Below are 12,954 nucleotides of genomic sequence, written 5' to 3'. Positions count from 1 at the left end.
TTTTTTACCTCTAGGATCCTTTAAGATGATATCTTTACGGAAGATCAAGGTAGGAATGCTGTCGAATGGACAGCTACTGAATCATTTGGTTATAGGAGAAAACAATGAGCAAGAACAATAAATGGTGGACCGTTCAAATTATCCCTCACGGAAAAGGGGATATTCAGTCCTACAAAGTGAAAAAATGGCCAATTCTCATATTAATTAGTCTAGTGCTTATCCTTACAATTACAGGGATAGGTTTATCTCTGTTTTTATGGGATACAACAAAAAAACTAGACGCCAGAATGGATCAACAGTATGTAGAAATGGACGGATACATTGATGAAAATCATGAATTAAAGCTGCGATTATCCCATGTCAATGTTGAATTGGATGATCTTCAGAATAATTTACTAGATCTTCAGCGTTATATTGAAGAAGTTCAACAGCTTGAACAGCAAATTAAAGAGCTCGACGATTCTACCTCACTCCTGCAGAACGAAGGCATACAACGCAGTGATGAAGGTCTTTTTGCCGTATCTAGCTTTGATCCCTCTCCACGAGTATTAGGAATTAGTACCTTTACATCACTTGAATTAGATGGCCATTTTGAAGAGCCCCACTCTCATCATTTTGAAGAACACAACTCCACAGAAGAAACAGCTGCCCTTCGAAGAATGGCATCTTCAGACTCCTCACGTTCAAAAGCAGACCAGCGTGAACTTACCTCAGTGTACTCAAGCCAAACATTTGCCGTAACTGAAATAATCCGTGAACAAATCATTGCCCTAAAGGATGAAGCGAAGCACCAGCAGAGTCAACTGACAGATTTAAAAAGTTATATCGAGGAAGAACAGTATAAAGCGTTGTTTATCCCATCCATCCCACCGTCAAATGGGAGGGTTTCCTCCTCCTTTGGCTTTCGTAAGGATCCTTTCCATGGAAGAACTAGAATGCATAGTGGAATTGATTTTGCTGGTAACAGTCGATCACCTATTTATGCTACAGCCCACGGAACGGTGACCTTCGCGGGGAGGAACGGAAACTATGGCAATCAAATTGTTGTCAATCATGGTAACGGATATACCACCTCCTACTCTCATTTATCAGCGATTGATGTAGAGAAGGGGGATAAGGTGGAAAAAGGGGACGAGATTGGCAGGATGGGTAGCACGGGACGCAGTACCGGTGTCCATCTACACTATGAGCTACATAAGGATGGGAAAGCGATTAATCCTGCTGATTATTTAAGATAGCCTAGATTAAACAGAGGTACCAGTGAACAGTGGTGAGCAACTGGCCATCTTACCCGATAAGAAGCTCACCAAATGATTGAATAGAAAAAATAGCCCAGACAGGGGGAAAAGAGATTGTTTTCTAAAAATACTCAGCCTGACCGAATCAATACGGTCATAGGACATGGCACTAAAATGGAAGGAAAACTGGAGTCTACAAGCTCTATTCGCATAGATGGTGAGTTTAAAGGGGATGTCGTTACAGAAGGAACGGTTTTAGTAGGTAAAGATGGTGTGATTTTAGGCAATATTACGGCTGGTAGCTTAACCATAGAAGGGCTTGTCGAAGGAAATATTCAAGTATCCGATGCCATCCAGCTAGTGAAGGGCTGTCAGGTGAAGGGAGATATTACAGCTCAAACGATTGAGATTGAAAAAGGGGCTATATTCAACGGGCATAGCCATATGAACATCTCTAACGCGAAGGATAAGAAAAAGCAAGAAAAGCTCAAAGCAAACGCCTAAATAGGACGAATCAAATGAATTTAAAAATTAAAAACCTCCTACTCTCTTAAAAAGTGCTAAGTGCTACTGAGAGTAATGGAGGTTTTTTATATGCCAATTCTGCTGATACTAAAGCCAATTCTGCTGAAAATCCTTCGAGTATATCTCTACCTTCTGCTGAGCTTCTTCTTCTGTGCCACCTTCAACTCCAATATACAGCTTAAGCTTTGGCTCCGTTCCTGATGGCCGAACACAGATCCAAGATCCGTCCTCTAGAAAATATTTCACTACGTTTGATGCTGGTAGCTGTAGCTTTTCCACTTCCCTCCCTGACGGTGTGAAGCGAGTACCCGTTGAATAATCTTCAATCCATTTTACTGGTACGGCACTAACGTTTTGCGGTGGCTGTTCTCTCAAGCGTTGCATCGTCTCTTTGATCTTAGCTACTCCTTCTAGTCCCTGCATAGTCACAGAAACGAGCTTTTCCTTAAAAAATCCATACTTCGTGTAAATTTGATGCAGAGCATCTAATAAGGTCATTCCCTGCCTATGATAATAAGCTCCCATTTCTGCTACTAATAGAACGGCTTGAATGGCATCCTTATCTCTTGCTTCCGCACCAATTAAGTACCCATAGCTCTCCTCGTAGCCGAACAGAAACTGTTGATCACCAGTCTGCTCAAATTCCCTGATCTTCTCACCTATAAACTTAAAGCCTGTAAGTGTATCTAACGTTTCGACACCAAACGCTTGTCCTAAAACACGACCTAGCTCTGACGTTACAATCGTCTTACATATCATATGCTCCGCTGTTAATGAGCCATCCTTTTGCTTTTGTTCTAATAGATAATGTAGGATTAGGGCTCCCGTTTGATTACCACTTAGTACCTGATAAGTCCCTGTATGATCAGGAACAACGACTCCCATTCGATCTGCGTCAGGATCTGTTCCCATTATCAGATTTGCTCCTGTTTGGTCAGCGTATTGAAGGGCTATTTCAAACGCTTCATGCTCCTCCGGATTAGGCGATTTAACCGTGCTGAAATTCGGATCTGGATTGGCCTGCTCCTCTACAACATGGACATGCTTAAAGCCCACTTGCTTAAGAACCTTCGTTGTGGGACCAAGCGCCGTTCCATGTAGTGGCGTAAACACAATGTGAAAATCGTCCGCCGCTTGTTTAATGACATCTGGTTGCAAGGTAAGAGAAGCAACATAGTCTATATACGCCTGATCTAATTGATCATTAATTGTATGTAAAAGTCCTTTCTGTATAGCCGTTTCCTTGTCCATCACATCTATTGTTAGTTCATTTTCAATTTTATTTATTAGCTGAATGACTTGGTCAGCCGTTTCTAAATTCATCTGCGCTCCATCTGCCCCATAAACCTTATAGCCATTATACTCAGGTGGATTGTGGCTAGCCGTAATGACAATTCCTGCTTGAGCGCTTAGCTGACGAACCGTGTACGAAAGCTGTGGTGTTGGTCTTAGCTCAGGGAAAACATGAGCATGAATCCCTAGTCCATTTAAGGTCAAAGCAGCCTGCTCGGCAAACTCAACAGATTGATGTCGGCAATCATAGGCGATAACTACATGAATGTCTTGATCTACATAGGTTTTCTTTAAGTAGTGACCTAAGCCAAGACTTGCTTTTCTAACCGTATACGTGTTCATTCTATTTGTTCCGGCTCCAAGGATACCTCTTAATCCTCCTGTCCCAAAAGCCAGGTCTGTATAAAAGCGTTCCTCGAGCTCCTTTGAATCATTTTGAATGCTTTCTAGCTCCATCTTCATCTCTTTGGTGAGGCCTTCAAATGATGCCCATTGCTGATAACGCTGCTCATAGCTGTAGGTTTCCATTTTTTTACTCATTCTGCTCTCCTTTTTATTTGACCTTTTTTGACCTTTTGGTGTAAAATACAAACAGAGACAATAATCTCATACCACTCCTAGCATGTTTACTGTACCATGGTAGGCACAGAAATGTCAGGAGGATATCTAAATAAGGAGGTCTAACCATGAATCTAATCCCAACTGTAATTGAGCAAACAAACCGTGGCGAAAGAGCATATGATATTTATTCTCGCCTGTTAAAGGACAGAATTATCTTCTTAGGAACAGCCATTGATGATCAGGTGGCTAATTCCGTTGTCGCTCAGCTTTTGTTCCTAGCATCCGATGATCCTGACAAGGACATTAGCCTATACATTAACAGTCCTGGTGGCTCTATCTCTGCTGGAATGGCGATCTACGATACGATTCAGCATATTAAACCTCAGGTTTCAACAATTTGTATCGGATTAGCTGCTTCTATGGGTGCCTTTCTATTAGCTGCTGGTGAAAAAGGTAAACGCTTTGCTTTGCCAAACGCTGAGGTGATGATTCACCAACCATTAGGTGGTACTCAAGGGCAAGCAACAGATATCGAGATCCACGCTAAGAGAATTCTTAAAATGAGAGAGCACCTCAATCATATTTTAGCTGAACGTACTGGCCAGCCACTTGAAAGAATTGAAAAAGACACCGATCGCGACAACTTTATGTCTGCTACTGAAGCGAAGGAATACGGCTTGGTAGACGATGTGATCGTTGGACAGCCTAAGAAAGACTAACGCTAGGCAGTTTGACTACTATCTTATAAAAGAGTAAAGATTACTCGAAGCATAAGCTCTGTATGAAGCTTACTATATCATAAGTTCGATTATGGCTAATTATTTATGAATAGGCAAGTTGTCATTAGCTTTATAAAACAAGAAGCAGGAAAAAAGTCCTGCTTCTTTTTTATTGCTAAAATTAATCATAGCTTTAACATGGTGTAGAGATCTTTTTTGTTTTGGGCTTTTTCCTATAAGGTTAAGAACTCATCTTCTGTGAGAGTAAATGGAGCATTTTGCTTTTCCATTTATTCATCGCCAAATTAAGTGATGTTTCGAAAAATTTAGGTAAGGGAAGAGAATTTTGAGGAAGGTGTTTTTTTCCTCTATTGCAACTTTTAAGGGAAGGATTCGTCTAAATCTTTAGTGTAGGGACAGAAAGATGGGGTAATGACAAATAAAAACAAAGAGGTGTTTCTGATGAAAAAGTACATTTGGCTTATGTTGCTTTTCTTATTATTTGCAACAGCTTCAGTCGTTTCAGCGGAAAATACTGAACGAACCCTTCATGTAAATGTCGATGGTCAGTTTATTGAAACGGACACTAGTCCTGTCATCAAAGAAGGGAGAATGCTCGTTCCGTTACGGACATTGTCCTCCTTGGGGTTAACATATCAATGGGATAATACTGCAAAAAGAGCAACAATTCAAAATGCAGGCGGTGACATCATACGCGTTACGGCTAGCCAGAGAACGGCTTATAAAAATAATGCGGCGGTAACCCTGGATGTTCCTGCTCAAATTATGAACGGCCGGATTATGGTTCCGGTACGATTTGTCTCGGAGCAGCTTGGTCTTTCGGTACAGTTTGAAAACACTCGTGGCTTGGTATTTGTTAGCTCTCCTAACTACACAGGCCCGAAGGAGGCATTAAACGGGAATGATTTGGTGCAAGCTCGATTAGCTGCTATTTCCCTTCCTTTGCAGTCTAGCTTTAATACATTGAATCCGCATAAAGGGAACGAATTCTCATACCGTTTCGTAAAAGGCGAAGCTCATCGTTATCTGTTTATGGATTCATTAGTTTATACCATGGTCGAAATTCGGGAGGATAAAGCTCACATTCTGTTTCAATACGTAGATGGTGCTCCCAATCGAATTGCTCGTTCGGTTGGGGATATTACGGAGGATAATCGTTTGGATAAGATCGGCCCATTTATCGGCGATCAATCAGTTAGTTTCTTTAAGCAATCCAACAAATACGGTACGGACAACTTACACTAATCCTCAAAACCAGAAGCGTGAATTGTTAGAATCTCCTTTTAACGTTTACTCCGATGTTATCCGAGCTATTCCAACGGAATAAAAAAGAGTAGAGTAAAAAACTGAAATTTTCTAGGCGACCGTAAGGTCGCCTTTACTCATTCCAGCTTCTCCTCTAGCAATCAGTGAGAGAAGCTAAGCGACTTGGTTCTTACTTAGGTCGGACTTCCACCGACTAGCAGTTAATGGCTTACTAGGCAGGCGACAATAATAAAACCCTTTCCAGCATTAAAAGGCATTAAAAGACTGTACCAAAAGGGCTTACTTATATCGTAGAGTTTATAATTTGTATTTATACTTTAATTAAAGCGTTCCTCCAAAACCTTAAGCACATCATCCAGTGGAAGCTTTTGTTCTCTTAGGAGTACGAGAAGATGGTAGAGAAAATCAGCAACCTCCCATTTTAATTCCTCAGGATCACGATTTTTAGCCGCTATAATAATTTCAGCTGCTTCTTCCCCGACTTTCTTTAGGATTTTATCCACGCCTTTTTCAAATAGATAGGTTGTATAAGCACCCTCGGGGCGTTCAGTCTCACGTTCAGCTATCGTCTTTTCCAGTAGATTAAGTATGGCAAAGCGTTCTCCCGATTGACTCATTGTATACGCATTTGAATCAGCCTTCAGCTCATCTCCATCCTTCTCGTCTTCAGTATCCTCCTTGTCCCTTTTCCTATATAGCAGAGATTCAGAAAAACAGCTATAGCTCCCTGTATGACAGGCAGGACCAGCTGGCTTAACAAGAACAACGAGGGCGTCAGCATCACAGTCAAAACGAATATCTACAATTTCCTGAGTATGTCCCGACGTAGCTCCTTTATGCCAAAGCTCCTGTCTTGAACGACTATAAAACCAGGTTTGCTTCGTTTCAATGGATCGTTGTAAGGATTCTTTATTCATATAAGCAAGAGTTAGAACCTCCTTACTCGTCACATCCTGAACGATGGCAGGTACAAGCCCTTGCTGATCAAATTTGATTCCTTCTATATAGTGATCAGCTTGTTCCTTCTCCTGCCCTACACTTTTTCCATCCTGATTACTCATCTGACCTCCACCCCACTCTCCTGAAGATACGCCTTCACTTCACCTATAGACGTTTCCTTATAGTGAAAAATAGAAGCTGCTAACGCAGCATCCGCTCCAGCCTGCTGAAAAACAGCCGTAAAATCCTCCTTCGCTCCAGCACCACCTGAGGCGATTACAGGAACAGAAACCGCTCCTGAAACCCTTTGAGTGAGAGCAAGATCATATCCCGTTTTAGCCCCATCCTGATCCATGCTTGTTAGCAGGATTTCTCCAGCACCTAAACGAACAGCTTCTTTTACCCAATCAGTCACTTCCCATTCTGTTGCCTTTCTTCCACCATGTGTATAAATTCTCCACGAGTCTAGAGTAGAATCAAATTTGGCATCTACCGCTAGCACGATACATTGGGAGCCAAAGTAACCTGCCCCTTCAGCAATCAATTCAGGTCTTAGGACAGCTGCTGTATTTACGGAGACCTTATCTGCTCCTGCTCGAAGGACACGTTTCATGTCCTCAACAGTATTAATGCCTCCACCAACGGTAAAGGGAATAGCTAATGTCCCTGCTACTTCACGGACCACATCAATCATCGTTTCTCGCCCTTCATGCGAAGCAGATATATCAAGAAATACTAGTTCATCCGCTCCCTCCTGATCGTAATAGCCGGCTAGCTCCACCGGATCTCCAGCATCCTGTAGCTCTAAAAACTGAACTCCCTTCACAACACGCCCTTCCTTCACATCCAAGCAGGGAATAATTCGTTTGGTCAGCATGCTATTTCACCACCTGCAGCGCTTCTTCAAGCGTAAATTGATTCGTATACAGTGCCTTTCCTACAATTGCTCCAGCTACGCCGTGTTTTTGCTCCGCAACAAGTCCCTGCAAATCCTGTAGGGTGCTCACACCACCTGAGGCGATAACCTGTTTTCCTGTCGCTTGTGCCAGCCTAGTTATTCCTTCCGTATTTGGTCCACTAAGCATACCGTCTCGTGAAATATCGGTAAAAATGAAAAGCTCTGCTCCATGTGCAGCAAGCTCTTGACCTAGCTCCTCGGCAAGTACCGTAGATGTTTCCAGCCAACCCTCCGTAGCCACATATCCGTCCCTAGCATCAAGTCCAATAACGATCCTCTCACCTCCATATGTAGAGAGCATTTGCTTCGTAAAAGCAGGATTGTTTACAGCCACACTCCCAAGAATCACTCTCTGTACTCCATGCTCTAAATAAAAGGCCACATCCTCAGCCGTTCGTATGCCCCCTCCAACCTGCACCTGAACACCAAGCTCCTGAGCAATTTGTAGCACATGCTGATGATTAACTCTTTCCTTTGCCTTTGCTCCGTCTAAATCCACAACATGGATCCAATCCGCTCCTGCTTCAACAAAGGTACTAGCCATGGCTACAGGAGAATCAGCATATATGGTTTCCTGAGCATAATCTCCTTGTACCAGTCGTACACATTTCCCGTCACGTATATCGATGGCAGGATATATTTTAAAACGACTCATCTTCCTACACCTGCCTTCTGGACCATTTCTCCAAAGTTTTGTAGCAGTCTCATCCCAACGGCACTGCTTTTTTCAGGGTGAAATTGCATGCCTAACACAGAGCCTCTTCCTACAACTGCAGGAACCTCGCCATAATAAGAGCTTGTCGCCAACACATCCTCTTCATTGTCGGCATGCACAACATAGGAATGCACAAAATAAACGTACCCTTCTGCTCCTTCCAATGCTTGAAAAAGGGCATGATCTGTATCCTTGATATTCAGATTGTTCCAGCCCATATGAGGAACCTTGTAGCTATAACCAGCCTCTGTTTCACCTGAAAATCGCTGCACCTTACCCGGAAGTAGAGCTAATCCAAGGGATTGCCCATTCTCTTCACTTTCTTCAAAAAGCAACTGCATACCAAGACAAATACCTAACAAAGGCTTTTCTGACACAGCCCATCCTTGAATAAATGTAGTCAAGCCACTCTGGTGTAAGCTTTCCATCGCATCCTTAAAGGAGCCTACTCCAGGTAAAAGGAGAGCATCCGCCTTAGCCAACTCAGCTGGAACTCCTGAAATAAAGTAATCAAAGCCCAAACGCTCCAGCGCTTTGCTAACACTGTGCAAATTCCCCATCCCGTAATCAATTATGGCGATCATCCTACAGCATTCCTTTCGTTGAGAGAACTCCTTTAACCCTAGGATCAATTCTCGTTGCTTCATCTAACGCTCGACCCACCGCTTTAAACATAGCTTCAATTTGATGATGTGTATTTTGTCCATAGTGCAAAATGACATGTAAGTTCATTCGTGCTTCTAGGGCTAGCTTCCAAAAAAATTCATGAACGAGTTCTGTGTCAAACTGACCTACTCTTTCCTTTGACAAGTTGGCACGGTACTCTAAATGTGGACGATTGCTTAAATCTATGACAGCCTGAGCCAGGGAGTCATCCATGGGTACAAAAGCATTTCCGTACCTTTGTACACCTGCTTTATCTCCTAACGCTTCCCTGATCGCTAAGCCCAAGCAAATTCCTACATCCTCTGTCGTATGATGGGCATCAATATGCACATCTCCTTCCGCTTTGACCTGCAAATCGAAATGTCCATGACGGGCAAATAAATCCAGCATATGATCAAGAAAAGGAACACCTGTATGAATTTGATTTTTTCCCTCTCCATCTAAAGCAATCTTTAGCTCAATTTTCGTTTCATTCGTATGACGACGAATGGTATGCTCTCTCGCTACTATTTTTCCTGACATTTCATCACTACCTCCTCCATACAGTTGCTCGTAAGATGTATCCATTATTTCTCTTTAATTTTCCTCAGGATAATCTGTTTCTTAATCCTTACTCGATTGCTCTAATCGAATTTGAATAGCCTGTGCATGACCTTCTAGCTCTTCAAATCTAGCTATGCGCATAATTTTATCTGCATTTTCCATTAAATCCTGTTTACTATAAGCAATAATGCTACTCTTCTTCATAAAGTCATCCACATTTAGCGGAGATGAAAAGCGGGCTGAACCGTTAGTAGGCAGAACATGATTTGGTCCTGCAAAATAATCTCCAACTGGCTCAGAGCTGTACTCTCCTAGGAAAACCGCTCCTGCGTGATGAATGCTGTCCAGAAGCTCAAAGGGCTCCTCCACCATTAGCTCTAAATGCTCAGGAGCAAGCTGATTTACAATATCAAGGGCTTCCTCTAATGTTTCTGTTACATAAATGGCTCCATGCTGTTCCAGTGCTTTTAAAGCGATTTCTCTGCGTGGCAGCTTCTGCACCTGCTTTACCAGCTCTGCTTGAACATCTTGAGCCAGCTCCTTGGACGTTGTTACACAGATCGCTGAAGCAAGTACATCATGCTCTGCTTGAGATAATAGGTCTGCGGCAATATACGCTGGATTCTGCTGTTCATCTGCTAGAACAACAATCTCGCTAGGTCCAGCGATCATATCGATATCCACCGTACCGAACACCTCTCGTTTCGCTAAGGCCACATAGATATTCCCCGGACCAACAATTTTATCTACTCCTTTTATTGTTTCCGTACCATAAGCTAGAGCCGCAATTGCCTGTGCTCCGCCTACACTATATATCTCTCGAATACCTAGGAGATCAGCAGCTACCAGCACAGTTGGAGCTACTTTTCCGGTTTTTGAGGGAGGAGTAGTGAGCACTAGCTGTTGAACTCCAGCCACCTGAGCCGGAATAGCGGTCATTAAAACGGATGACAGCAAGGCGGCTGTTCCACCTGGAACATACAAGCCCACTCTTTGCAGAGGACGTAGCTTCATTCCGAGCTTAGTGCCATTAGGATTCGAATACATCCAGGATTCTCTCTTCTGTTTCTCATGAAACTGAACGATGTTTGTGATCGCCTGCTTAAATGTCTCGACTGTTTCTTCATCAACAAACTTATACGCTTCTTGTATTTCCTCTTCTGAAACGTTAAGTGTATCAAGCTGAACTCCATCGAATTGATGAGTAAGCTGAAACAAAGCTCGATCTCCATTTGCCTTCACTTGCTCTATAATGTCCCAAACCGCCTGGCGCTGCTCCTTCGTACCTGTTTCTATACTCCGCTGCAGAGAAGCCGTGGCATCCTGAGCTTTTCTCTCAATGATTTTAATCATGCTTTCCCTCCACAACAGCCTTTAATCGCTTAATCATAGACTGTATCTCTTCTCTTCTCATCCGATAGCTCACCTGATTGGCAATCAGTCGAGAGGAAACCTGAGTGATCGTTTCCAGCTCTACCAATCCATTTTCCAGTAGAGTCTGTCCTGTCGATACAATATCCACAATCCGATCCGCTAAGCCCACAATTGGAGCCAGTTCAATAGAGCCATTCAGCTTAATCACTTCAACCTGCTGTCCCTGCTGCCTGAAATAGGCGGAAGCCACATTCGGATACTTTGTAGCTACTCTTGGTGAACGGGTAGGTTTCCAATCTGGAAGACCAGCAATACATAAGCGGCAATAGCTGATCTGCAAATCTAGCAGCTCATACACATCCCGCTCCTCCTCCAGTAATACATCCTTGCCTACTACACCGAGATCGGCTACCCCATACTCTACATACGTAGGTACATCCGTAGGCTTCGCTAGAATGAAAGACATATCCGCTTCTGGCACATCAATTACCAGCTTTCTTGACTCCTCAAACTCAGGAGGCAAGGGATATCCTGCCTTTCGAAGCAGAGCTACAGCCTCCTCAAAAATTCTTCCCTTAGGCATAGCAATCATTAGCGGTCTATTTCTAGTTTGCATCTCACTACGCCCCTCCTTTTCTAAGATCAATGATCTCTTCGGCTAGGCGTTCATCTTTTTCAAAAGCACCGTTCTGTTTAAAATGCAGTTTTACAATACGCCCCTCAGCCCTATGCCTTGCCGCAAGCTCAATCGCCTTCCTTCGCTCTGCCTCTCCGTACAGTATCCTTATCGGCTTCTCTTTACACCCCTTCTGAGTCAAGGAGGAACCGACAACCTCAATCACACGGTCAAGCTTCAACGAAAATCCGATAGCTGGTGCGGGACGTCCAAAGCCCTCAAGCAATTGATCATATCTACCACCATCACATATCGGAAAACCTAATGAATGGGCGTAGCCTTCAAAAAGAATCCCTGTGTAATAGTCCATTTCTTTTAATAAACTTAGGTCTAACAGTATATGCTCCGTTATCCCGTACAGCTTGAGCACAGCCCACAGCTCCTCTAGCTCATAAATGGACTTCTTCAAAGGATTTGGTAACTCAAGCTGCTTCAATGTTTCTAGAATCTCAGCTCCTCCTTGTAGCTTTAGGAGAGCTAGAACCTTCTCTTTATCCCCCTCCGCTAGGGCAGAATCCACTACAAGCTGCTGGAAACCAACGTAATTTTTTTGATATAAATGACGCTTTAGCTCCTGCTGCTCACCATCCTCAAAATATAGAGCTAACAAGGAATGCAGGAATCCTACATGACCAATCGCTATTTGGAACTTCTCTACTCCAGCTGCACGCAGCGATTCAATCGCTAGCACGAGCACTTCAGCATCCGCATCAGGGGCCACCTCTCCAATAAGCTCGACACCGACCTCAGGGAACTCGGCATTTTTCCCTGCTTCATTTTCCTGTGCTCTAAACACATTTCCCTGATACGCTAAGCGTAAAGGGAACGCTTGCTCCTTCAATAAAGAACCCACCACTCGCGCAATCGGAGTCGTCATATCTGGGCGCAGTACAAGAGAGCGGCCCGAGCGATCCAACAGTTTAAACAGCTTCTGCTCAAGCGTCGCACTCACACCGCCAACCGTATCGTAAAATTCTAAAGTCGGGGTTTCAATCCGTTCATATCCCCAGCGCTTGATCACTTTTTGTATTCGTAAAAGAACCTCTTCCTTGCGTTCAACGTCAGTGGGAAGGATATCCCTCATTCCCAATGGTTTTTCAAACACAAATGGCTTCGTCATTCCTCACACCCCACGAACTTTTTCTATCTCTTATTCATTTATCTATGAGCCTTTATTAGCTTGCTCAAACCATCCAGCTCTTACTTCTGAATCATTTGTCTTCCGTAAAATCCTTTAGCTTGCTAATAAGTTAAAGTAAAATGTTATGTGAAAAAGTCTACCATGCCTTCATGGGGTAGGTCAATTCTTTTTTCAGTAGAAAGCTTGTCTGATCTTCAAACCTGATCGTGCAAGCCTTCAGCTAAAATCGAGTAGGAGGGGGTGACTAACCCCCGACCTCTCACACCACCGTACAAACCGTTCGGTATACGGCGGTTCATTAAGTACTCCGTAAGGAGTC

13 protein-coding genes are annotated in these 12,954 nt (G+C 43.3%); 4 read left to right on the top strand and 9 right to left on the bottom strand.

Annotated elements, in window-relative coordinates; genetic code table 11:
* Positions 1-104: 104 nt before the first annotated feature.
* Both J2S11_RS17730 and J2S11_RS17725 read left to right on the top strand, forming a co-directional pair.
* Positions 105-1,238: a M23 family metallopeptidase gene (locus J2S11_RS17730; RefSeq protein ID WP_307396824.1), complete on the top strand. Its 1,134-nt coding sequence runs from the start codon at positions 105-107 to the stop codon at positions 1,236-1,238.
* Positions 1,239-1,352: 114 nt separating this feature from the next.
* Positions 1,353-1,742 (top strand): bactofilin family protein, encoded by a 390-nt coding sequence (locus tag J2S11_RS17725; RefSeq protein ID WP_307396822.1) that lies wholly within the window; start codon positions 1,353-1,355, stop codon positions 1,740-1,742.
* Positions 1,743-1,850: 108 nt separating this feature from the next.
* Here J2S11_RS17725 and J2S11_RS17720 read toward each other — a convergent pair whose 3' ends face one another.
* Positions 1,851-3,596, bottom strand: a complete 1,746-nt coding sequence (locus J2S11_RS17720; protein ID WP_307396820.1) for a phospho-sugar mutase — start codon at positions 3,594-3,596, stop codon at positions 1,851-1,853.
* Positions 3,597-3,742: 146 nt separating this feature from the next.
* On the opposite strand from J2S11_RS17720, the gene clpP reads away from it, so the two are divergent.
* Positions 3,743-4,336, top strand: coding sequence for an ATP-dependent Clp endopeptidase proteolytic subunit ClpP (gene clpP / locus J2S11_RS17715; RefSeq protein ID WP_307396818.1), 594 nt, complete (start codon positions 3,743-3,745; stop codon positions 4,334-4,336).
* Positions 4,337-4,798: 462 nt separating this feature from the next.
* Entirely contained in the window at positions 4,799-5,602 is an 804-nt protein-coding gene (locus tag J2S11_RS17710; protein WP_307396816.1) for a copper amine oxidase N-terminal domain-containing protein, read from the top strand.
* Positions 5,603-5,940: 338 nt separating this feature from the next.
* Here the strand turns inward: J2S11_RS17710 and hisIE are convergent, their stop codons facing one another.
* The 8 genes from hisIE to J2S11_RS17670 form a co-directional block, all read right to left on the bottom strand.
* On the bottom strand, positions 5,941-6,684 hold the full coding sequence (gene hisIE, locus J2S11_RS17705; RefSeq protein ID WP_307396815.1) for a bifunctional phosphoribosyl-AMP cyclohydrolase/phosphoribosyl-ATP diphosphatase HisIE: 744 nt from the start codon (positions 6,682-6,684) through the stop codon (positions 5,941-5,943).
* Complete coding sequence (gene hisF, locus J2S11_RS17700; protein WP_307396813.1) at positions 6,681-7,439, bottom strand: imidazole glycerol phosphate synthase subunit HisF; 759 nt, start codon at positions 7,437-7,439, stop codon at positions 6,681-6,683. The genes hisIE and hisF overlap by 4 nt, the downstream gene beginning before the upstream one ends.
* A gap of 1 nt (position 7,440) precedes the next feature.
* Positions 7,441-8,175, bottom strand: a complete 735-nt coding sequence (gene hisA / locus J2S11_RS17695) for a 1-(5-phosphoribosyl)-5-[(5-phosphoribosylamino)methylideneamino]imidazole-4-carboxamide isomerase (RefSeq protein WP_307396811.1) — start codon at positions 8,173-8,175, stop codon at positions 7,441-7,443.
* Positions 8,172-8,819 carry an imidazole glycerol phosphate synthase subunit HisH gene (gene hisH, locus J2S11_RS17690; RefSeq protein WP_307396807.1) on the bottom strand — a complete coding sequence of 216 codons (648 nt, stop codon included), beginning with the start codon at positions 8,817-8,819 and terminating at the stop codon, positions 8,172-8,174. Before hisH ends, hisA begins: the two co-directional genes overlap by 4 nt.
* A gap of 1 nt (position 8,820) precedes the next feature.
* Entirely contained in the window at positions 8,821-9,423 is a 603-nt protein-coding gene (gene hisB, locus J2S11_RS17685) for an imidazoleglycerol-phosphate dehydratase HisB (RefSeq protein ID WP_307396806.1), read from the bottom strand.
* An 81-nt stretch (positions 9,424-9,504) separates the two neighbouring features.
* The gene (hisD, locus tag J2S11_RS17680; protein ID WP_307396803.1) at positions 9,505-10,797 is read right to left on the bottom strand and encodes a histidinol dehydrogenase; all 1,293 of its coding nucleotides are present in this window, start codon (positions 10,795-10,797) and stop codon (positions 9,505-9,507) included.
* Complete coding sequence (gene hisG / locus J2S11_RS17675) at positions 10,790-11,434, bottom strand: ATP phosphoribosyltransferase (RefSeq protein WP_307396801.1); 645 nt, start codon at positions 11,432-11,434, stop codon at positions 10,790-10,792. The genes hisD and hisG overlap by 8 nt, the downstream gene beginning before the upstream one ends.
* Before the next feature lie 4 nt (positions 11,435-11,438).
* Positions 11,439-12,614, bottom strand: a complete 1,176-nt coding sequence (locus J2S11_RS17670) for an ATP phosphoribosyltransferase regulatory subunit (protein ID WP_307396799.1) — start codon at positions 12,612-12,614, stop codon at positions 11,439-11,441.
* Positions 12,615-12,954: the final 340 nt, after the last annotated feature.

The organism is Bacillus horti (genome assembly GCF_030813115.1).
GTDB lineage: Bacteria > Bacillota > Bacilli > Caldalkalibacillales > JCM-10596 > Bacillus_CH > Bacillus_CH horti.
The sequence above is the reverse complement of the archived record's forward strand: the minus strand, read 5'-3'. Positions and strand labels throughout refer to the sequence as shown.